We start from the raw sequence: 22,397 nt of genomic DNA on the forward strand, positions 1-22,397 counted from the left end.
CGTGATTGAATGGCAGCTTTGCGCCGCATGTCGGCCGCTCACTGAGCTTGCGCGGAATTGCAGAAGCGGTCGTTCGTCCAGGCAAAGCGGGCCGGTGGCTTCCGGATGTTGCATGCGCCTCAACGTCGAATAAAGCGCGCACTCAAGAGTGAAGCGCGGCAAGTGGCCGTTAGAGGTCTTCGTGCAATCTGTTATGGATTCCGGGTCGGAGAAATCCAAGTGCAGCGTGACAGATGGCGAAGAACGGCAACAGAGACGACTTCTCTCACGCGACAAGGAGCCGGCTTGCGAGGCAAGCGCGGTATCATTGCAGCAATCCTAGTTGCAGGCACTTAACGTCAGCGCCGACGAGTGATGGCGCGAAAGACGTGGACATTGGGGTCGCCGCTCATATCTGCGCCGCCGCGTCCGGAACCGGCGCGCGTCGCTATCGCGATGACATGACGACCGAACAGCGGAAATCGCATGAGAACGGCATTTGGCTCTGCCAGGACTGCGCCAAAGCCATCGATTCGGATGATCCCGAATTCTCTGAGACTCTTTTGCACGGCTGGAAGCGCAAGCACGCTGAGGACATGTGGCGTAGCATTGTCCACAAAGTCCCCTTCCGCCCCACCATGCTGCCGACCGTTGGAGAAATTGGTTCGCGTCTGCAGAAGGCGGCGACGGCCGACCTTGAAATTTTCAAGCGCTCGCACAAATGGCCGCCGACGAACGTCAGCCTAATGCTCGAAGTGAAAGGCCAACCGGAGCCTGTTCTTGCGAGCGCACTCGGTCAAACGCTGGGCGCTATGGACGATCTGGTTATCGTTGCGGCTCCGGGCACAGGTAAGACATCGGCGCTGTTTCAGTTGGCGGAAGCCTCTGTCAGCGCCGAGAGCGGCACGCCCCTTGTGGTCTCCCTTTCGGACTGGTCGACCGGAACTCTTACACTCATTGAGGCGATCCTGCGTAGGCCCGCGTTTAGCGGGTTCACGGAGACCGACCTTCGCACCGTTGCCGAGCAGCCGGGCGTCGTATTCATGTTCGATAGCTGGAATGAGCTTGGGAATGAGGCGCGTCGCAGAGCTCGCACCGAAATACAGAGTCTTCGCGCGGAATTGCCTGCAGCGACCTTCGTCGCCACAACTCGTCCCGAAATCTCTGACGTGCCGTTTGACGGCCAACTGCTGACTGTCCTTGAACTCAGCGAACAGCAGCAGGTGGACATTGCGCGCGAGATCAAGGGCGACCACGGCGTTCGTCTTGTCGATGAGGCGTGGCGAACCCCTGGCGTGCGCGAACTCATTACTACGCCGCTCTACCTGACAGCGCTGCTCTCGCTACCGGACGGGCAGCCGTTCCCGAGAACCAAGGAAGAAGTACTGCGCCGCTTCATTGAGGCCCATGAGCGGCAAGCCCAGCATACGGAGCCGCTGAAGGCAGTTACGCATGGCCTCCAAGGCGTGTTTTTGAGCGACTTGGCTGTCACCGCGACGCGCGCTGCCAACACATCGATCACGGACACCAACGCACGACGTTCGATTTCGCAGACGGATGAGTTTTTGGTCGCCGACGGTCAGCTCACGATCAAGCCGCAGCCGAGCGACGTGCTTGATGCGCTTGTGAGCCACCATTTACTGGTGCGGACGGGCGAACCTGTTCGCTATCGCTTCCAGCACCAGCAGTTTCAGGAATGGTACGCGTCAAGGGATGTCGAGCGCGCGATGCTGGAAAGCGTGGTCGATGCGAAAGCGCTTCAAAACCTGAAAGCCCACACTCTGAACTCGACGCCGTGGGAAGAATCGATCCTTTTCGCCGTGGAGCGCATGGCGCGCGGCGACGAGCAACAGCAGAAGGCATGCGGCGTCGCGATCCTCGCCGCCTTCGACGTCGATCCGATCTTGGCAGCGGATATGATTTTCCGCTCGACCGACGCAGTGTGGGCGCAGATTTCCGAGGAAATTCAGAAATGGGTGCGGCGGTGGCACACCCCTGGAAAAATCGATCGTGCCGTGCGATTCATGGTCACGTCGGGCCGCTCCGAATTTCGCGATCTGGTGTGGCCGCTAATCTCGAACGAAAACGACCAGAAAGTCCTTTCAGCCTTACGCGGAGCGCGCCGGTTCCGCCCTTCGGTGCTCGGACCGAATGCGATGAAAGACATCCTCGCCCTGCCTCTGAAGATTCGGACAACGGTTGTTTCCGAGATCGCCTATAGAAGCGGGATGGACGGGCTCGAACTTGCGGCACAAATCGCGAAGAGCGATCCTGACGCCGAACTGAAAGCCGAAGCCATCAGCGGAATGTCCTTCCGTCGCGCGGATCGCCATGTTGCGGAAGTGTTGAGCACGGCCGGAGACGACACCTTCGACCTCGTTTACCGAAGGGGCCATCTCGGAGAGATTGACGACAAGGCTGTACAGGACCGGCTCGCGGCGGCGCGTGCGCGTGCCCAAAATGAAGTTTCCAATTATGAGCGGTTGCACTCGATCGTGTACGCGCGCGATGGCAAAGACCATAGCGCGGAGCTGACCGCGCTCGTCGCGACCATCGAAATTGAACGCAAGCGAGAGGCCGATGTCGGGCTGATCTACGAGGCCCGCGAGCAATATGAGCAAGCTGTCGCGTTGGGATTGCTCAAGCGCCTGCGCGAGGGGCGCGAGCTTTTCTACGGCGCGGACGACATCTTGGCCGCGTCCGGGATCGTGGTCGAAGACGACGCCCTTGTTGATATGGTGCTATCCTCACAAGAGCGTATTGATCGCCGCGCCGAGGGCGCCGCGTCCGTCCTCGGTCCTGTCAACGTCGGTAAACTGATCGACTCCAATCTCTCCGTGCTCGCTGAGATCAGGCAGCTTGGCAAATACGAGAAAGGCTTGAGCGACCGTCACTCCGGCCTTCGGGATCGCATCTCGCACGCGCCCGGCGCGAGCCTTATCGCCGCCGTCCAGGAGCGCGCAGCGACAACCAGCAATGAAGAAATCCGTGAACTTGCCGTACTGCTGTGCCGCCGTGATGAGGAAGGCGAGAGAGGGCGCCCGTTTCCGACGGAAGCGGAGGCAGCTGTGGTGCAGTTGGTTGAGCAATGGGGCGAGCGGCTGATCGCGAGCGGCGATAACACCACTCGGGGCCAACTGTCCACGATGGCCGACCTCATCGGCCATTTCCCATCAGTCGCGCTGCTCCCGATGCTCAAGCGGCTGCTCGACGACGAACTGCGCCGCTACCGCGACTTCCGCGAGCAGGCTGAAGCCGAACGCTGGCAAGGCAAGGCGACGAACCAAGCGCGCATGAGCTATGTGAACAGGTATCAGCAAGCGTTCACGGCGATCAACGCGCCAGAGACGACGGCGCTAATGGTCAGCTATTTGCCCGACGAGCATTTCGGCGAGACCGCCGCGCTCGTGCTCAAGGTGCAATGGATTCTCGCGAACGAACCCAAGGACGATGGCGGTGGAAGCGTGGACTTTTCCCGCGTGGAAGAAATGCGCACGTTGCGCGCCCGTTACACCACGCTGACCTGCAACGAAGCCGAGGCCATATTCGAGGTGATTGCGCCGCTAATCGCCAAGGGTGCAACCGAGGCGCAGAACAAGCACGCGGTTACGCTGGCGATTCAGGCCGTGCGCCTGCCGCACGGCGAGCGTGCTGACACGATAAACGCGCTCTTGTCGATCGCGCCGCAAGCGGCGCGTGCGAAGCTGGTGCTGAATTTGACCCTCTCTGGCGAAACGATACCTTTCGGCGTCGTGCAAGACGGAATCGCTGACGTCTTGGAAGATGCCAAGAAGCACACTTGGATTCTGGATGAAGGTTGGCAGTTGAAGGCGTGGCTCCTTCTGCTGCCATTTACCGACCTTCCAGCGCAGCTGGCTGGCACGATTGTGGCATTGCCGCCCCGGCAGCGCGAGCCGCCCTTCATCGAAGAGATGATCCGCGCCACCGAGTGGGTGCAGACGCCGCAGATCGAGGGAGCACTTTTCAAGCTCGCTGAGAATGATGGCGCCTTCTACACTAATCACGCATGGCGTGATGCTGTGAGGCGTAGAGGCACGACCACATCGGCGCGCCGCTATCTCGATCTGATCATTGAGGGCAAAATCGGCCGGCGCGATAGCCGGGACACGTCGCAGGAAATCGCTGGGTTGCTGAGGACCCATTCAGAACTGCGCGACTACGCATACGGCCTTTTGAAAGACGGCAATTCGCCAAAGGCCGCGCTGCTAGCGAACGCCGTGGCTGAGGGTAATGACCCTGACGGTTTGCTGTTGCTCGTGGAGCTGGAAAACAGGTTTCAACGCCCGTTCATCTCATGGCAAACCCTTCAGGGAGCTCTCACCAAGCACGTTCCCTCTGAACACTGGCGCGGCGCATTCGATGTGCGTCCTATTGCAGCAACTGAGCTACGGCGGAAGCTCTTGGCGATGACGACGGATGGCGGGCCTCATGATTCCGCCGCGCGCGTGCTCCGTGAAATCGAACGCATTCGCGATGAAAACGGTGCACCCGAAGACGAGCCGCGCCATCCTGATCTGGCGTCCGGCAAGCCGTGGCCGATCTTAGTGCCCGATCCCGACGCCGAAGACGGCGGCTGATCCGAACAACTTTGACCTGTTGCGCTGTCGCGGCGGGTTGTCAGGCGCGGAGTCGATCGCCTCGATACCTCGCCTTCAAGGCCGTGCGCGTTTCCGTCGCGAGCAATCCACACTGGCGTCGAATTGCGTCCCTACTGGATCGTCAGTTCGGCTCGCTCGCCGGCCTTGACCGTCACCGTGCCCTCCTTCGAGCTGTTGTCCGACTTCTCCGAGACGACCGCGTAGTCGCCGGCCGGCAGCGCCGCCTTGACGTCAGCGAAGTTTCTAGCCGAAGGGGCGAAACTAGGAATGCCGGCCTAGAAATGTTAAATCCACCTTAACTCGCTATTCACCATTATAGGTAAGCTGCAAATGGACGAGAAATATGTTTGATGCCCGAATTATCGCGAATGAGGTTCTCATTCGAGCATGGGAAGAGAATCTCCAACTGACACAGATTGACGTGCAGAAAATACTGTATTTTTTGCACGGGCACCATCTCGTCGAACACGGGAAACCCTTAATCAAAACAGAGTTTGAGGCATGGGATTTCGGACCAGTTCAGCGGATCGTGTACGACGAGTATAAGAGGTTTGGAGATCACCCCATTGACGAAATAGCACAAAAATTCGATCCGGTGGCGCGGACATCAACGGCCTTCCCGAGACTAACTGACAATGCCGCGGTTTCGACGATCGAACGGCACCTCTACAATTACCTCGAAATCCCAAGCTTTGCTCTGGTAGACCTTACGCATAGGCCTGGAACACCATGGTCTCGAACTGTCGAATCAGCGAAAACCCGTGTTAACGTCGGTATGCGAATCAAGGATGACCTCATTAAGTCGTTTTTTGAAGGTTTGCAGACCGCGTAGGGGCTTTCATTGGGACAGATGAAGCGTAAGGCCATCGGCCTTCTCAATCGAATACAGTTTATCGACCTTGCGCAAGCGGTGACAGTGCCCCCGAGCGCTCGGAAAGATTGGCTGAGAGAATACCTTCGTCGTGCAGTGAAGGGCGGAAAGTTTCCCAGCTACAGGTATTTTCGTGCGGCTATACCCACGATCTATGGTGTTAGAAGAGGCTTGGACCCTTCCCCACCTGTCGGACGATCCGATCTGGAGCGTCATATAAAGACGGCCTGTAAGGGCGTAGACGAGGCGATCAATATCGATGCTGCTTTGCACCTCTTCGATATGGTCCGCTCAAAAGGATATGCGGCTTATGACCATCCTGCAAAGAATCTGCCTTTGGGGCTGAAAAGAACAGCGGCCATTGGTTTGGAGTGCGAACTTGTCAGAGATGGCGAGCTCATATTTCAGTTCCCTTCGCCTAGAAGAACTCGGTTCGAAGATCGCACAATAACAATTCTACTATCGCTCATCCATCACGCCTATGCGACCGGTGACCGTGAGGGCGCTGTTATCGAATTTGCTGATTTAAGCTGCGACTTTGAAACTCCCACCAGTCGTCGGGAGCGATTGCCGAGGGTCCGTGATCCTCGAATAATACGTCTCGAACGCTCTGACCTGCTCTCACTGGACGACTTGACGCCTGAAATTCAAAGTGTCCACGACCTGCTGCTCGATCTCGGAGATGAGCCAGAGCCCGCCTGAATCATTTATAGCAAACAGCCTCGTCGCTTAACGGTTGCACCGCTCACCCCTGAGAGTAACCAGTCATGGCATGCTGCTAGAGGCCGAAAGCTTCCAGTGAGAACTCGCCACTGCCTTCGTCTAGTTGCATGACCTTCACCTGCATCTTTGTCGGCGCGCATTCCTTAATTGATCTCGGTTTGGCATTCTTGTCCTTCGCGACAGCGATGATCACCTTTACCCACCCGTCGCAGTGATCGAGCGCCCACCTGAGGTTTTCCATCAACTCGTAGTGGCCACGACTGGTTTTGCTGTCAGCCCAAATAGGTCCGCGCTCATAAACAAGGCGACCGCCTGGCGATTTTTTGAACTCATCCTGCCAAAGGGTAACGGCAACGGTCTTGGTCCCCTCATTTCGAGCCGACCAACTCCACTGCACGTTAACCGGAGCTGTACCGAAATGCGCAAAGGCCGCAGTGTGCGTGTATTTCTTCGGCATGTGTCTCTCCCACCGTCATCGCGACGTAAGCACCATCGTTCAGGCCCCACAAGCCCCCAGTCCACCGCCCACCAGGCATAGGCGACAGGAAGCATGGCCAACCACCTGCGATCGGTTGTGGCCGAGCAATACCGCGGCATCTAGCGTCGCGACAATCTCTATGGCGGTTCCGGTTGGTCCGATCGCGTTCCGGTGGCCGGTTTCCGAGGTTCGCGTCGAGGTGACGCAATGGGCGGACACGTCGGGGGATAGGGGCCTCTGCGAAACGTCCGCTTCAACCAAATGCCTCCCCACAGCGGTCGGTCGGCTCCCGGCCCGCTTCTCGTCAAGTAGCAGCCGGACAGCAACGCGCCGCATCTTGGTCGTAATGATGACCTTTGCCGGACCTGAAAGCATTCATAATCGGGCTTGCTCTGATGGAGAGGCAAGCTCCCTGACGTGATTGTGGTCTCGACGACCATTCTAAAGCAGGGAGGTTATGATGTCCGGCGACACAAAGGACCGATTCGAGGCCGCGTTCAAGCACCTGAATGGGTTGCTGAAGCAGGGGCGATGTTGGCGATCAGCGCGGTTCAACCCGCGGTCGATTGCTCGCGCACCTTCACGGCAACGGCAACCGCCCATGCCACTAAAGGCTAAAACGCGCAGATAGCTAACCCAATCTATTCTGGGCGATGAACGGAGCCGACCATGCGCCCCGCCGTCATGGAGCCATGTACAGCTAGACGACGCTCGAAGTTCAACACCTTCTCCGTTTCAGAAATTTCGTGCATAATCTCGTCCGGCTCGACCATTGACTCAATGATCACTGGTACCCGCGACAGCCGAGCGGCAAAGGGTTCGTAAGCGCGCTTGGCGGCGAACGACATCGCAAAGTGACGTCCCTTGCTGTTGACCTCACTGATATGCACCTGAGCCAGGCGGTCGTCGAAGCGCTGCAGAATACGAACCGCCTCCGTCATGGAGGAGTCGACCTGTCGAGCATGTGCGACGTCGAAGCATAATCTCGCTTCTGGTAGTTGGTCGAAGTAGTGCTGAAGTTCGTCGGCCGTGCGGCCCGTTGGTTTGCGCGAGTCCATGTTTTCGATACAAAGGCGCGCGCCAAGCGACCTCCAAGCAGAGAAGTCGTGGATCGTATCGGGATGCACGACGATGTTCAGCCCCATGTCCGCAATGATCTTCAGCTGAACGACCAGGTCGTCTTCTTGTTCGAAGTTCGTCGGCGCATGAAAACTAATGTACTCGTAGCGGTGTCGCAGCTCTACGAGGCGGACTGGAAGCGCCGCCAAGAGCGCTGGTAGTTCGGCTGCGCGCAATGCCGACAATTCCACTGCCTTAGCCCGCGTAGGAGCCAGCAGCTGCAAAGCGGTCGCGAAATCATTCAACGCGATCGCGCCAGTCGAAAACCCGATTACAGCCATCAGAACACTCCATACTTTTTAACCAACTGCGTAACGCTATCATCGGTATCGAACATGAGTTTGGTCAGAGCTGCGTCAAATTTGAGGGCCACGTTTCGCGCTTCAAGGAATACAGCATCTTCATAGGCCTCGTCCGGAGATAATTTTTCGAGCCCCTTTCGCTTCTCATCGTTGTTGAGCAGGGCGAGAAAGGCATCGTAGTTGTCGAATATGTCGGGAGCGAGAGACGGCGCATATCGAGAGACCACCGTCGCCAAAGACTCAAGTGGCGTCTTTTCCGTCCAATCCTTCAAGTGATCAACTAGGTTCTGCGTGACGAAGGATTCATCCTCACCCACTTGCCCCCTGAGTGCCCAAGAGATGCACATGAAGAAACCGGACACGAACAGAAGCTTGCGCGACATGCGGAGCTTGATGTTCCGGAGGGCCCATTTATCACCAGCCCTGGCACGATATTTGTTGGCGTAATCGACTGCCATAGTGCGCCAGAACCGCACAACATCGTTTAGTAGGAAACGAGGTATCCTGTCGGCACGCGTATTAGACCCGATGAAGCTGGCGTCTTCCTCGACGTAGCGGCTCAAGATGGCGTTTACGATCCGGCTGCGCACTTCGTGGCTACCCGGGGTGTCCACTGCGGCCGACTCCAGCAGGAGGAGGAGCCGTCGTGTCATGTTCTTGTTTGTATCCTCGTCCCCGCCGACCGCGTGAACCAGATCGTGGCTGAAGACCAGGCCCCCAAAGACTTCTGTGGGGCCAGGCACTTTGAACTTAGCCTCATCCAGCCTTTTCCGCAGTTGGTGAACCAACTGAAGGTGCAGGGAGTCTGCGCGCCCATCGACAAGGATTGTCCAGTCGAGATCGCTGTCGACTGTGAACTCCCGTCGGGCCATCGACCCGAACACGACGAAACTGCCTTCGTCAGTCGGAAGCAAATCTCCGACCATGTTAGCCAACTCTTGCAGCTTCCCAGCGGAGCTCAATTCGGCGGCGGCGATGTTGGTCCAGCGAGTGTCGTCGCCATTTCTGAGTTTGCCAAGCGCTGAGTCCCGCATTGCGATCTGCCTTACCCGAATGAATCGTTGCCAAGGTCAACTGTAGCCCGTCGCACGAAGTTTGTCTTTGAAATGGTCGCTTTCGACCCACCTGAAAGCGTACGTCTTCGATAACAAAAGACGCATCGCGCGCCGCGATGCCGGCAACCGAAACTGTCTAGATGAACTTTGAACGATGCCTCTCCTCCGGGGCTACCCAGCTTTCTATGAAATCCAGCGGATCCAAGCTTTCCATCATTGCCCTCGCGAGCCTCAGTCGCTCCTCCAGGCGCTGCCGACGCTCGTCCTTCGTGCATTTCAGGCGCTCTTCCGCATCCGTGAAAAAGCGCTCTACCGTCAGAGCCTTTCCCCACCTCTCGATAATTTCCGCAGAGCTGCTGCCGGCTATCAGCAAGAGCTTGAGCTGTCTTGCGGGCATCCTCCTGTCTTTCATAGCGCTCCCACCATTCCTCTCGCTCTTTTTTCCTTTTCGCCTCAGCCACATCCTCGGCGCCCATAAGGCGCTGCAGATTGTCCTTGGTCGCTTTCAAGGTCTCGACGATTTTTGGGATCAGCGTGCCAAGCGCCTCCTGCTCGGTCTCCTGCCAACTGACAGACCAATCGACGCCCTTTTTCGGGGAATAGGCAACCACCCGAAAACGCCCGCAGGGCATGTCCTGCTCTGTTGTCCACGAGTGCGTCAGTTGCCAAGACTTGGCTGACCGTATGAATCTGCTGTCCTCGCGATGATAATCACCATTGAGGTAACGCATCGTCACTCTTTCCGTCATCTCGGTGACGGCGAGCCCTATTGGCACTGTATCGATGTAGAAGACAGTCGGTCGATCTGGAGCCCAGATGCTTCCTGAGTGATAGCGCCCGTATTTGCGATCCTTTCGCTCCACCTCCTGTTCCTTGACGTGGGTGCGATGAAGGCCATCGGCGACCTGAGCGATCTGTACGTGGTATCCATGTTTGTCCAGCGCGAGATAGAGGTCATTGGCGATCGAGAGGGCGCGCAGCAGCGCAGTTTCTGATGAAATCAGATCTGGTAGGATCCGCTTGTAAGGTCTCAGGAACTCACTGTCTTTCACATCCCGCGTTTTTCGCAAATGTTCTTCGACACCGAACAATAGCGGATGATGGGCCGGACGATTGGGTTTCGCTGCGCGCCTGGTCTTTCGCGCGGAGCCTTCTTGCGGCGTTCTTTTTGGTCTTGGTTTCGGGGCCGACGGCGTGATCTCAATGGTCTCATCAGATGGCTCTGGCAGCGCTGGTAGCTCCGCCGGGAGTCCGAGAGACATGCGGGTCCAGTACCCCGATCCGGGGTACGGTACCTGATATCGTTTGCAGATGGCGGCCAGCGCCGTGCCGGAAATTCCGAGTTCCGGGGCGATTTTACTAAGCGGCCTGTCGCAGACCCTTTTATAGAGCTCAAGACGTGTCAGTTGCATAGCGAATGGTCTCAATTCAAACACGACCGATATCGCACTGCCGGGATATCTGACGAACCTACTGAGCCGAAAGGACTTGAGTCGCGTCCAATTTTCCACGAACTACATGGTGAGGGAACATTATGCAAAGGCGGCTCTACCTCACGAGTGGGGTGACAAGAACCGGAAATCGGTCCGCGATGCCTGTGTGCCAGACCTGAGGAAGTTGGACATACAGGCGTTCCGTTGCGCGTCAAATAACGCGGACGGATGCCTACTGACAGAGGAGATTGCGTGACGAATGTGGACGAGATCGCCTGTGGGCCCTTGGCCTGAACGTCATAACCGCCATGGCTGTCGCGGAAGAAAAACTGAACGAAGCCTTCGAGGTTGCCCGCGCGCAGGAGGAACGCAAGGTCGACATCTGGTGCAGAGGAAGAAAGAACATCCCAGCTAGGGTCAGGACTCATTGATCCAGAAGATGAAGGCTGCAGCGAAGGCGATCGCCGACAGGAAGGTGTGAGCACATCGGTCGTATCTGGTGTGGATGCGTCGCCAGTCTTTGAGGCGTGCGAACATGTTCTCGATCCTGTGGCGTTGTCGGTATAGGACAGGATCGTAGCTGTGCTGAACACGATGCTTGGCATGGGGTGGGATGCATGGCGTGATACCGCGCTCGACGAGCGCCTGGCGGAAGGCCGTTGAACTGTAGGCCCGATCGGCGAGCAGGGATTTGGCGGCGGGCAAATCCTCGATCACTGCCGCAGCAGTCTTGTGATCATTGGCCTGCCCTTCGCTCAGATGCAGCAGCCGCGGACGTCCCTTGCCGTCACAGACCACTTGCAGCTTGGTGGTCAGTCCGCCTCGGCTGCGTCCGATACATCGGGATAGAGCCCCTTTTTAAGGAGGCTGGCGGCAGTGCGATGCGCTTTGAGATGGGTGGCATCAATCATCAGATTGTCCGTTTCGCCGCCCTGCGCGGCCAGTTCCGCCAGGATGCGGTTGAACACACCCAGCCGACTCCAGCGGATGAAGCGGTTGTAGATGGTCTTGTGCGGACCGTAGTCGGAAGGGACATCTCGCCAGCGAAGACCATTGCGGATCACGAACAGGATGCCGCTCAGCACCCGGCGGTCATCTACACGCGGCACACCATGCGACAAAGGAAAATAGGGCTCGATCCGGCGCATCTGCTCCGGCGTCAACATCAGCAAATCACTCAAGGCGGCACCTCCTGCCACCTTGAATCACCCAACAGAGATCAATTCAACAAATTAATGGGTCCTGACCCTAGCCTGACTGCGGATGGGACTACGATCCTGCAAGCGTATATCTTGCATTCGATGGTGATGTTCCCGGCGACCACGCATGGGCGGATTTCGTCCTCATCGACGCCGATGTCGCTGACGTCGCCGGCAGGCTTACATACGCCTCCAGTAGGGACCGGGATCCGTGGCGCCAACAGTATAAGAGCAAGAGCTGTGGGATTGCTTACAGATGGCTGCATGGCCGCGGTGTCACACCGCCTTTGCTCGGCGAGTTCCAAGGCCAAGTTCACATTGCAGGAGGCATGCACCGCTTCCATCTTGCCAAGCACTATGCCGTTCCTCGTCTGGAGGACCGAACTAGCCGCAGTGATGGCGTTGATCCCCTCGGCGGCCGAAACCGCCAACTCGTTATGGCGCGGGGATCCTGCAAAGACGTGAATGAGGTGCGACAGCTTATCGGTGCAAATTCCCGAAAGCTGACTGACCCTTTCCGGCCCAAATTAGAAGGTAGCTCCTCGACAGTTCATGGCACGAACGAATTAGGCGACGCATCTCGGCCTTCGCAACACGGTCGATTTTTAGATAATGGATTTCTCGCGTCGACCGATGCGAACGTCCGCAATGTGCCGCATGTCAGGCATTCCGCCTCCCACACGGACCATGAGCAGATACCATGGTTTGGTTCGGCAATACGGCCACCCGACAGCCCCGGCCAGATCCGTTTTTCGACGCCGCGGTCCATGGACAGCTTTGGTATAAGTGTACAGAACTTGCGGCGATCAGGCTTTCGGTGACTGGGAACAATCATCCTCCCAACTGCACATGCGGGTGGTGCGTGAATTACGGGCGGCGGCGCATCGACCGCTCGCAGGTGGTTACCTACCTACGCCGCCGAGACGCGGTCGCCCTGCTCGAGCGCAATGTGGTGCGGTCCTATAGCGCCTGCTACGTGAATCCCAACTCGCGCTGTCCGGTATGCGGAGCCGCCGTGTTCTTTTAGCAAACCAGCATCCGATGGTTTACGGCTGCGGGAACGGATGCTGCGCAGCCCCACACCCGTACCGCCTACGAGGACAGCAGCCCGCAGCCACCGGCCACGCCTGCCGATCTCGCGGCACGCTTGTCAGCCTTGGGCCGCGTCATTGTGAAAAGAAAATAGAGGCGGCTGCATCTATCGGAGGTTAGGGCCAACCGTTCAGCGGTCCTGAGCCGCGAGACTAGGCCTCTCATGGGACGGATCCAGAAGGTCTGGCGCCACTTCACGAGCCCCTGCACGCAGCAAGCGTTGGCCGAGGGCGCGGCCGGCGGTTCCCATTGCGCGGTTCCGGCCAGGTCACATCTACGTCCGCCCTCAAGCTATCGACAGCACCAGTTCCTTTAGCGCCGCTACCGTGTCGACTTTCTCCGCCGCTATGTCGATAGACGCGATGTCGAGGCGTTCGTCGGCACCGTCAACGTTAATGCGATGCCTTGCCAGACTGCCACGCCGCTCGAGATCGGGATGAAATGGGTACAGCAGCATTAGACGCGTGCAACCGTAGAGCCGCGCATAAGCCATCATCTGGTAGACATCCGATTGCGAAACACCGCGTTTGGCGTCCTGCTCGCGCGTCGAGAGGCGCTTCCATTTTGTGTCGAGCACCAGAACGGTCTGCCCATCCTTGCGGACCAGGCAGTCCGGCTTGGTTCGAAACAGGGGCCTGGCCGGCGCCCCATCTGCGGCAAGCTCAAGCACGCAGTGGCGGAATCCACCCTGGGACACCACCTCGTAGCTAAGCGGCGCTAAAGCGGCGCGCAAGAGCGCCGACACGTAAGCTTCGAAAAGACCGTTCATCGGAAACAGCAATGTCAAACCCGTCCGCGCGTCGGCACTGGAGCCTCTGTGCGTCGCCTGCCAGTTTCGGCGCAGCAAAAGCTCTGCCAGATTGAGCAATGAGCGCCATCTTAAGTTCGATCGGTTGATGGCGACAGCGTCCCACGGCAATTCTCGCGGGCGCACATCCGAAACGTCGACCAGAGCCAGCCGCAGCTCTGACAGACGACGGCTTGTCTCCTCCCGCCGCGCGTAGCGTGACAGCACGACAACGCAGGTTTTCATGATCTGCAGCAGCGGCGTGTCCGCGGACAGGACATCGAACCGGCACGACAGCCTGTCGGCCCGCGCTGCCAGCGCCGTAAACTGTCGGGCGATATCGAGCCGTCCACGCAGCACGGGCAATTCGTCCTCATGGTTGAGGTACTGGCGCGGCAGTCCCCGTCGCACCTCGTTGGTCAGCCGATCAGCGAAAGAGCGGATCAGGATGTCGAGCAGCGTTTCATCCTGCCTCGCTAGCGCCGTCTCACGCCCTAGGCCGATTTCCAGCCCAAGCGCCACGTCGAGCATCTGAACCAGCCGATGTCGGAGCCTCGCCTTGCCTTGCAAGGATTGGGCATCTCCGAGTTGATCAATTTTGGGCAGGATCTCCAGGCTGCAGTCATCGCCGGCAATGACACCCACCATCTGCTGGCTGCGCAGCCAACGATGATGATCGGTAAGGATCTGCGCCCCATCGACACCGCCAAGAGAATGCACCCGTGCCGAGGCAAGCAGTTGATCGGCCTCACACCGGGTAAGACCACCGTCCCCAACCGCGACCCGGTCCCACTCGAGCACCGACAGGTGCGTCATTCCGCGGCCGAACTTTCCTCAGGATCGGCCAACCTGTCGTTTGCAGGCTGGACGCGGCCGATAAGACGCTGATAGGCGTCGGGCGCGAATTTGCCGCGTACCGACCAGCGCCAGCGATCGTCGCCGTTGAAGCCCGGCGGCGGCGCGATCTTCTCACAGCGCAGGAAGGCGCCATCCTTGACGCCCTCGTACTCGCCAAGGACCATAGCGAGGCGCGACCAATCCTCGAAGAAATACTCCTGCAACAGTGGCAGCACGCGATCGCGCATGACGTCGTCTACGTCGTCGCGGGTCTGGCAGCCCATGAAAAACGCATGACCGATCTGATGCTCGCGGTCGAACAGATATTCGATCCGAGCATTGATCACAGTAAGAACCGCCACCAGGTCAACCTGCGTCTTCCGGGCAGCCTCCGCCAGCAGAACGGGATCCGGCATCAGCTCCCGGAATGTGAAGCGGCGACGCAGCGCCGTGTCGAGGAGCGCGATCGACCTGTCGGCCGTGTTCATGGTGGCGACAATGTGAAGATTGAGTGGGACACCAAACGGGTCGCCCGAATAGGGCAGCTTAACGGTGATCTCGTTCTCCATCCCGAGCCGCTTGTCGGGCTCGAGCAGCGTAATCAGCTCGCCAAACACTTTCGAGATGTTGGCGCGGTTGATCTCGTCGATGATGAGCACGAATGGCTGCGGTGCTTGGCTGCGGCTGATCGCATTTCCGTCGCCTCCGAGCAGGCGTGAGAGCGCCTCGATCTTTATCCGCCGTCGGTTGATCGGATATAGGGTCCGCATCGTAAATGTGCCCTCGATGATGCTGTCTAGTGGAAGCGGCTTATCGAGTATCAGCAGCCAATTGACCGCTCGGCGGTGGTTATAACCTCCCTCATCGCTCGGCTCGTAGCTGTAGTCGCCGATGACCTCGCCGACGGCCCGAAACGCACTGTTTCCATAAGGAACGATGATGATGTCCCCTTTCTTCATCTCGGTGCGGAATGGCCAGAGCTGGGAAATATTGCTCGGCTTGCTATCGGCGGGCGCCACCTCGGCCCACTTCGCACGCACGGCGGCCAGGTCGTTGTATGCGGCATCGCTCCAGTCGACGTCGCCCCCCCAGCCCAGTACGATGTAGTCGCCGGCAATCGCTTGTTCATAGATGTGGTCTTCAGCGCCGATGGTGCCGAGTCCCATCTTCCAGAATCGGCGGTCCGCAAGGTCGTATCCGCCGGCCTGTTGCGATCCGCCGGCGGCGGTTCGCGCCTGATCGGCCAAGGCCGCTATTTTGCAGAACGCACCTTTATTGACTTCAAGGCGGAATCCGGACGAAGCGCTGCCCGCCGACGGGTTTGTTTCGGGCCGAAGCCCTTCGACGAAATCCTCATAGGAGAAGCTCTGGTGAAAGGTAACGAAGCCGATCCGCTGCTGGCGCTCAAGCTCCCGGTAACGCTCCTTCAGCGCGGCGCGATCCGCGGGCGCAGAGCCGTCACAAAGACGGACGGCTTCATGTGTCGTGCGATAGGTCTTTCCCGTCCCAGGCGGGCCGAAAAAAATCAGGTTGGTCGGATTGGTTTCGACCGGCACAGCGTTGGCTTGATGCGTGGAAAGTGGTTGCGAGAGCTGATAATGAAAAGTTGTCGTGCTGCTTTGGGGCGGCCCTTCCGCGGTCGGCGGGGGCACCTGCGCAAGTCGTTGAAATTTTGCGCCGCCAAGTGCCTGGCAGACGTTGGCGTGTGCCTGCTCCAAACCGAGCCTGTTGTGAAGATCGCCAGCGCGAATTGAAACCCGCTCGTCGCCACGTTTACGCGCAGGCTCGATGTAATACGTCAGCGCTGCTGCCCGAATCGTATCGGCGTTTGTCCCCACATCATCGCTTTCGTCACCAATGTCGGCGTCTGCTAGGTCGTGCGCATTTGGATCTTCGCCCGAGGCGAACTTTCCGTAGAGCCGAGTGACGGCGAGCAGGTTGTTCAATTGGCCGTCGGGATTTTCGGCTTCGGGGACCAACTTTTCGGGCGGTTTCTCGGATGATCCTATGGCATCGGCCAACTTCTTGAGAAGCGCCGGAAAATTTCCGCGTTCGAAAATCGCATCAACGTTGTCGGTGTCGAAGCCGAGATCTTTCAGCGAGCGCTCAACGCGCCTAAGCCGCGCGATACGAACATTAATGGCTTTCTCCGTTAGCGGATTGCCACGCCAACGTCGGGCATGCAGCCAGTTGCGATACTCGGCTTCCTTCATCGATGCCTCCCAATTTTGTCGGTCAGCATATCAGGTCAAAGAACGCTTACTACAGGGGCTTGCCCACAATGCTGAGACCATCGATCGTCAGGCCAATTCGACAAAATCGCTTTGATCGCCTTGGCGTTGAATTTTCAGACCATGGCGATTTCTGAGTGTTTCGACGTTCAGCTTAATGTTGAATGGAAAAAGCGCTGGGTGGCTGACCAACTGCGCAATTGAAATGCCGTGTCCTTGGCTCAACAAGACACCACGCACAAGTAACCCGGCGATCTCGTTTGAGACCTGGATGGGCTTTCGTCCGCCCGCGAGCGATCCCTTTTCCAAGCCGGGATGCAGCACCCCCCACTGAGCCATGGACTTGATCACATGCTGGATCGTGCGTTCCAGCGTGGAGCGATCTCCCCACGCCTCCGTCATGCGGCGCTTTACCTGCGATCGATTGCCTTGGCCATGCAGCGCCAGAAGCTTTCCGAGATCGGCGGCCACATCGAAAAAGAACGGATGAGTAGCAATCACCATAGCCCAGTGTATCGCGAGACGATCTTCGGTGCTCGCCTTCGCGAGGGACTTGAGAGCATGGTCTCGCAACGGCTCGACCTGGTCCGGCACCGTAAGCCAGATACGGGTCAGGACAGTAAGGGTCTTTCCACGGCCACTGTTATTGGTATTGCCCGGAACGAGATCCTCCAGAAAGTCCCACAGGACCTTCCGTATCTCTATGGGACTCTCGCCTCTGGAGGCCCGCGCCGCGGCAATATCGAGCCATTCGATGTGGATCGTTCGATCGAAGCCGATCGTGGTTTTTCTTCCAGTGCTCATACCGATCTCGCCACCGTTATGAAAGGCACGATGACTTCCTCGATGCATATTCCGCCATGCGCCACCGTTCTTTTTCCTTCACCAATGAAGGCGCGCAGCGGTGGGGCTATCAATGCGAGATAGTCATCGGGTAACCCGATGCTCGGCCATTCGAGAGCACCCGGATACTTCGCTGAAACATTGGATCGTAGGAGAGCGTTTGAAAACACATGCACCCTTTCGCCCCGCTCGTCGGCAGTTGCGCCAACATTAGGCTTTCCCACGCCGACGCCTTCCACGTTTCCATGATCAGCCGTGACAACAACTTCAAAGCCGCGATCCACCAGAGCGTCAAGAAGGCGCCAAAGCGAGCCCCTCTTGGCCCAGTGGCGGACGCCTGCATGCATGCCATCGGTGCCCGTGACAATGCCATGCAACATCTGATCTATTGTTCCGACCACGATGCCTGCGATCCTGCAGCGCGGCTCGTCGAGCTTCCCGCAAATTCGAGCAATGAAGTTGTCGTCGTCTTCCAGGGTGCCCTGTCAGGCATACACGGCGTCGCCCCTACGGAGACCGCGATCTTCCCAGAAGCGAGACCAGTGCTGCTCTTCCTTCCGCGTTGTATCGAGACTTTGTCCAAAAAAGAAGGGAGGATCGCCCCCAAAGATCGATTGGCGCGACACCGATGTCAGAGTTGGCACCCATGCGAAGGCGGCGAATTCTTCTGTTATCCATTTCCGACGCGGCATTTCCTGGCGGACCACCGCCCACTGATCCATCGCCAGACCGTCAATGACAACGACGGCCAACTTCGCCGTGGTTCCCTTTGCGGAAACCCGATGGGCCATGTACTTTGGGATCTGATGAACCATGACCGGCCGCGGCAGGTACGAAAGGCTATGCAGTGAAGCGTAGTGCCCGTCCATCCACGCATAAAAACTCTGCTCGATCAGTCTATGTGCGGAGTCGAAGCGATCCTTGTCTTCGGACGCCACATCTCCGGGCAGGGACCAACGCAACGCAACAATCTCGGCCCACCGAGCCGCTGCCTGAACCCACTCGTGATGATCGCTGCTCGGCGATGGACCGTTGGAGTGCAATAGCTCCATTAGCCTCCGGAAGCGCGATGTGTCGTCGGCGGACTGGGATCCCGCCACACCGACAGCCATCCAAGTTCCCTCGACGAGCGATCGAGAGACTCTGTTCGTCGGAGTTAGCAAGCCCTCTGTGAACAGATTATCGACGTAGACCCGCACATCGTCGTGGTCGAAGGAGAGATGCTTGGGACCTGTGAACTGCAGATCGTAGGGTTCGGGCTTCTCGCGAAGTCCACCCTCTAGCAAGACCAAACGATCCTGCAAGAAGATCGGCCATCTCTCTTGCAGGAACCTCAGAAAGCTCGCGCGGCTAGGTAGAATCTGTTCGAGTGGCCAATCCTCCCATCGCCCGGTGGATCGCAGTAGATGGATCAACCGCTCGTCCAGTGACTTGGGAACCACCTTGCCGCTGTAGTGGCGCTGCAGAAGGGCGCGGAGGAGGTCTGTATCGCTTTGAATTTGTGCGGGACCGAGTCGAAACACGTTTCGCAGAAGAAAATCCCGCGTCGCGTTCTCGCCCATAGGCTCCGGCTTGAAAAGCTGCTGGGCGGCAGACACGGCATCGAGCTCGCCCCGATCGAGCTCGGAAAGGACGTGAGGGGCGAGCGAAGGGAACAGCTCCCCGAGACTGAATGAAAGCAACCGCCGGTTACGCTCCGCCTGCTGAAGCAGGTCAAAAGGAAGGCTACTGATGTCCGAACGCGCCGCTCGCAGAACGACGACCAGATTTGTGTCGTTGCCGTTGTCCCAAACCTCCCGGAAACGCCGCTCATAGGCGTATCGAAATGCGACGTGGTCCTCGAATGGCACGATTTCGAATCCGCGCTGGCGGATACCGTCAACGATACCCTGTTCCGTCAGCAGCTCGTCTGGGTCCGCCACGACCGTCAGACGCGCGACACTGGCGATGTCGCGGCTGAACTGCGCCAGAATGGGCTCGCGCCATGTGCCGTTGAGCGACGAGGGGCTCATGCGCTGGCTCCAATCGGCGCCACGCGAACCATGAGGACAGCGGCGAGATCAGGCAGCGCGGCTTCCCGCGCTGCAAGCTCTCGGATCCATGCCTGTTCTTCGTCCCCCAAAATCCGAAGGCGATGAGCCCGGACCTGGGGTAACCCGAGCCGCTCGATGGCACGGCGACGCGATGAGAATGCGTGTGTGCCCTTTTTGCGCTCACGCATAATGCTCATCTGATGAGTAGCGGCCAGTTCCTCAAACACCGCGGCACCCTGCGCTTCGGCAGCCTTGCGGCTGGCATCGAATGCATTTACCGCAGTGGAACCTGAGATCTCCTCACCCGCTTGGCTCAGGCCGTTGGGCAGGTCGATCAACAGTTCCCAGATTGTGCGAGCTGTCGGCCCAAATACGCGGCCGTCCTCCGCCAGGAAAAGAGCAAGGAACCGCTGCTCTCGCCCACCAACCGTGTGCAGGCTGATCCGCCACAATGACCAGAGCCCGCTTGTCTTGTCGGAAACGTCGGGGACCTGGATATTGGCTATGGGCTGGCCAGGCGCGAAGACGGGCAAGCTATTTGTGAGTCCCCGGACCCTCTCGTTTTCAAGCGAAATCAGCGTGGCGCCTGGCCGATCCGCGTCATTACGGCTGAACACGGCCCCGAGGCATGTTTCGCCATCCGGCCAGCGAAGGTCGTGGCCGATGGCGGCAGGCTTGATGAATGCGCCCGCTGACTCCTGGCTGCGCAGATAGCCGATGGTCATCCGCTCGGTCCAATACGGCATCTGATGGTTTGCAATCTTCTTCGCCGCGGAGGGGTCCAATCGCTGGGTTGCGCTGAGTAGTCTGGATCCGGCTCGGGCTTCCTCCGCTCGCCGGCGTATCTCGTCCGCGACACCGGCGGCTCGTTGTTCTGCATCCTCGGGCGCAATCATCGCTTGCGCAAACAGAGCCTCGAAAGGCACGCCGCCGTCCTCGGAATCGAGCACATCGGCCAGCTTATCGACGCCAAACTCCTCAAGAATTCTTGCAAGCTTCTCTTCCAGCACCTCGCGGACGCGAAGCTCAACCGTATCCGCGAGTGCGAAGTTCATCGCCCGTACGATGTGCTGCTGCCCAATACGATCCACACGGCCGATCCGCTGCTCGATCTTCATCGGGTTCCACGGAAGGTCGTAGTTCACGATCACGTGGCAGAATTGAAGGTTCAGACCCTCGCCACCTGCATCAGTGGAGATGAGGATCTGTGCGTCGGTCGCAAAGTGGCGCTGCGCTTGCCGCCGTTCCTCCAAATCCATCGCGCCATTGAGCGACACGACAGTGAAACCGCGACGCTCAAGAAAATTCGCAAGCATCACCTGGGTCGGAACGAACTCCGTGAAGATCAGCACCTTCAGGGTCGGGTCATTCTCCTCGCGCTGTTGCTGCTGAATGCGTTCGAGCAGCGCTTCAGCCTTGACGTCCGGCCCACTGGCTTCGCAGCGGCGCGCTGCCGACAACAGGAGTTCGACTTCCTTGCGCTCGTCCTTGAGGCCCTTCAGTTGCGCCCTCAGGATGGTATCGAGCTGTTGCTGACCATCCAGCGCGAACCAGTCCTCCCCCACATCCTCGGGGAACAGCGAAAGCTGTCCCTGGGGCAGATCGAGCACCGCCAGTCTTCGTTCCAGGGATGTGCGGATCGCTGCGGTGCTGGAGGTGATAAGGCGCTGCATGAGGATCATCAGGAAGCCGACGGCGGTCTGCTTTTCCTTCATCGCGCGGTTGTAGCCATCGCGAACGTACTCGGTCACAGCGTCATAGAGTGCGCGCTGTTCCGCGTGAGCCGCCCCCCATTTTATCGGCACCAACTGAGTGAAACGCGGCTTGAAGAGTGGGTTCCCTTCGGCGTCGATAGCGCGGCGTTTCTCGGTACGGATGACGAAGGGGGCGATGGCTTCGCGCGAAATCGCGTCGTCGCCGGGAAGCGCGTCAGCGTCCAGAAACCCGATCAGCCTTCGAAAGGCGTCCGACTTCCCTTGGTGCGGCGTTGCCGAAAGCAGCAGCAGGTAGGGCGCCGCCTGCGAAAGGGCATCACCCAGCTTGAAGCGGGCAACCTGCTCGGTACTGCCGCCAATGCGATGTGCCTCGTCGATGATGATCAGGTCCCATCCGGCCGAAGCCAAGTCTTCGAACCGTTCGCGATTGTAGCGGGCAAGCTGTTCCTGGCTCCAGCCGCGGCGGGAGTCGATCGGCTTCACCGAGTCGAGCGGACAGATGACCTGTTGGTGCATGCGCCAAAGGTTCTCGTTTTCGTCGATGGCGCCCGCCTGGCGGAGTGCGCTCAGGCTGCCGGGAAGGATAAGCCGGAAGTCCTCGTTGAAGTGGCTCTTCATTTCAGACTGCCACTGCAGCACTAATCCCGCAGGAGCGACGACAAGGATTCTCCGCACGAGCCCGCGAATCTTCAGCTCGCGCAGGATCAGGCCGGCCTCGATCGTCTTGCCGAGGCCCACCTCGTCCGCCAGCAGATAGCGGATGCGGTCGCCCGAGATGGCGCGCTGCAGAGCAAGCAACTGGTGAGGCAGCGGGATTACCGTGCCTTCCAGCGGGGCGATCAATGCGTCCCGCTCCAGAGAGTCGGCGATGCGTGTGGCGGCGCTGACATAGGAAAGGCGGTCGAGGAGATGAGACTCGCCAGATTTCAGTGGAGCAAGACGCTTCTGCAGCACCCGGACGGCCGTCCCGCGGCGCGGCAGCCAGACTAGGCAGGTCGCTTGTCCCCACAGCGTGTCGCTATCGACGACGCGGCAGGGTTCATCATGGTCGATGCTGTGCCACCACTCGCCCGCCTGCATG

Annotated in this window: 12 protein-coding genes and 1 pseudogene; 3 read left to right on the forward strand and 10 right to left on the reverse strand. The window is 58.8% G+C overall.

Features of this window, described 5'->3' with window-relative positions; translation table 11 throughout:
• Positions 1-368: 368 nt before the first annotated feature.
• From NKI39_RS09075 to NKI39_RS09085, 3 genes are all read left to right on the forward strand, one after another.
• Positions 369-4,577 carry an NACHT domain-containing protein gene (locus NKI39_RS09075; protein WP_352831492.1) on the forward strand — a complete coding sequence of 1,403 codons (4,209 nt, stop codon included), beginning with the start codon at positions 369-371 and terminating at the stop codon, positions 4,575-4,577.
• A gap of 364 nt (positions 4,578-4,941) precedes the next feature.
• On the forward strand, positions 4,942-5,430 hold the full coding sequence (locus NKI39_RS09080) for a Panacea domain-containing protein (RefSeq protein WP_352831493.1): 489 nt from the start codon (positions 4,942-4,944) through the stop codon (positions 5,428-5,430).
• Positions 5,431-5,448: 18 nt separating this feature from the next.
• On the forward strand, positions 5,449-6,171 hold the full coding sequence (locus tag NKI39_RS09085; RefSeq protein ID WP_502898555.1) for a hypothetical protein: 723 nt from the start codon (positions 5,449-5,451) through the stop codon (positions 6,169-6,171).
• Between the two features lie 76 nt (positions 6,172-6,247).
• Here NKI39_RS09085 and NKI39_RS09090 read toward each other — a convergent pair whose 3' ends face one another.
• The 10 genes and pseudogenes from NKI39_RS09090 to NKI39_RS09135 form a co-directional block, all read right to left on the reverse strand.
• The gene (locus NKI39_RS09090; RefSeq protein WP_352831496.1) at positions 6,248-6,649 is read right to left on the reverse strand and encodes a hypothetical protein; all 402 of its coding nucleotides are present in this window, start codon (positions 6,647-6,649) and stop codon (positions 6,248-6,250) included.
• A gap of 662 nt (positions 6,650-7,311) precedes the next feature.
• Entirely contained in the window at positions 7,312-8,070 is a 759-nt protein-coding gene (locus NKI39_RS09095) for an IolE/MocC family protein (protein WP_352831498.1), read from the reverse strand.
• A complete protein-coding gene (locus NKI39_RS09100; RefSeq protein WP_352831500.1) occupies positions 8,070-9,125 on the reverse strand; it encodes a DUF294 nucleotidyltransferase-like domain-containing protein in 1,056 nt (351 codons plus the stop codon). Before NKI39_RS09100 ends, NKI39_RS09095 begins: the two co-directional genes overlap by 1 nt.
• An 11-nt stretch (positions 9,126-9,136) precedes the next feature.
• A complete protein-coding gene (locus NKI39_RS09105) occupies positions 9,137-10,558 on the reverse strand; it encodes a hypothetical protein (RefSeq protein ID WP_352831502.1) in 1,422 nt (473 codons plus the stop codon).
• 438 nt (positions 10,559-10,996) lie between these two features.
• A protein-coding gene (locus NKI39_RS09110; protein ID WP_352480276.1) for an IS5 family transposase occupies positions 10,997-11,760 on the reverse strand; the annotation gives its coding sequence in 2 pieces (ribosomal slippage) (positions 10,997-11,421 and positions 11,421-11,760; 765 coding nt in all).
• A 1,396-nt stretch (positions 11,761-13,156) separates the two neighbouring features.
• Positions 13,157-14,473 (reverse strand): McrC family protein, encoded by a 1,317-nt coding sequence (locus NKI39_RS09115; protein WP_352831504.1) that lies wholly within the window; start codon positions 14,471-14,473, stop codon positions 13,157-13,159.
• Entirely contained in the window at positions 14,470-16,707 is a 2,238-nt protein-coding gene (locus tag NKI39_RS09120; RefSeq protein ID WP_352831505.1) for a DUF8426 domain-containing protein, read from the reverse strand. Before NKI39_RS09120 ends, NKI39_RS09115 begins: the two co-directional genes overlap by 4 nt.
• Positions 16,708-16,794: 87 nt before the next feature.
• Positions 16,795-17,529, reverse strand: a complete 735-nt coding sequence (locus tag NKI39_RS09125) for a hypothetical protein (protein ID WP_352831507.1) — start codon at positions 17,527-17,529, stop codon at positions 16,795-16,797.
• Positions 17,526-19,580, reverse strand: a pseudogene (pglZ, locus tag NKI39_RS09130) (BREX-3 system phosphatase PglZ). The gene NKI39_RS09125 and the pseudogene pglZ overlap by 4 nt, the downstream one beginning before the upstream one ends.
• Positions 19,577-22,396: a DEAD/DEAH box helicase gene (locus NKI39_RS09135; RefSeq protein WP_352831509.1), complete on the reverse strand. Its 2,820-nt coding sequence runs from the start codon at positions 22,394-22,396 to the stop codon at positions 19,577-19,579. Before NKI39_RS09135 ends, pglZ begins: the two are co-directional and overlap by 4 nt.
• Between the last annotated feature and the right edge of the window lies 1 nt (position 22,397).

Source organism: Mesorhizobium sp. M0664, from assembly GCF_040320565.1.
In the GTDB taxonomy this organism is placed as follows: Bacteria; Pseudomonadota; Alphaproteobacteria; order Rhizobiales; family Rhizobiaceae; genus Mesorhizobium.

Bases quoted from the DNA above. Each gene is read 5' to 3' on its own strand.
- NKI39_RS09080 (WP_352831493.1), top strand. From the start codon at position 4,942: ATGTTTGATGCCCGAATTATCGCGAATGAGGTTCTCATTCGAGCATGG.
- NKI39_RS09095 (WP_352831498.1), bottom strand. From the start codon at position 8,070: ATGGCTGTAATCGGGTTTTCGACTGGCGCGATCGCGTTGAATGATTTC.
- NKI39_RS09105 (WP_352831502.1), bottom strand. From the start codon at position 10,558: ATGCAACTGACACGTCTTGAGCTCTATAAAAGGGTCTGCGACAGGCCG.
- NKI39_RS09120 (WP_352831505.1), bottom strand. From the start codon at position 16,707: ATGAAGGAAGCCGAGTATCGCAACTGGCTGCATGCCCGACGTTGGCGT.
- NKI39_RS09125 (WP_352831507.1), bottom strand. From the start codon at position 17,529: ATGAGCACTGGAAGAAAAACCACGATCGGCTTCGATCGAACGATCCAC.
- NKI39_RS09085 (WP_502898555.1), top strand. From the start codon at position 5,449: ATGAAGCGTAAGGCCATCGGCCTTCTCAATCGAATACAGTTTATCGAC.
- NKI39_RS09100 (WP_352831500.1), bottom strand. From the start codon at position 9,125: ATGCGGGACTCAGCGCTTGGCAAACTCAGAAATGGCGACGACACTCGC.
- NKI39_RS09115 (WP_352831504.1), bottom strand. From the start codon at position 14,473: ATGACGCACCTGTCGGTGCTCGAGTGGGACCGGGTCGCGGTTGGGGAC.
- NKI39_RS09135 (WP_352831509.1), bottom strand. From the start codon at position 22,396: ATGCAGGCGGGCGAGTGGTGGCACAGCATCGACCATGATGAACCCTGC.
- NKI39_RS09090 (WP_352831496.1), bottom strand. From the start codon at position 6,649: ATGCCGAAGAAATACACGCACACTGCGGCCTTTGCGCATTTCGGTACA.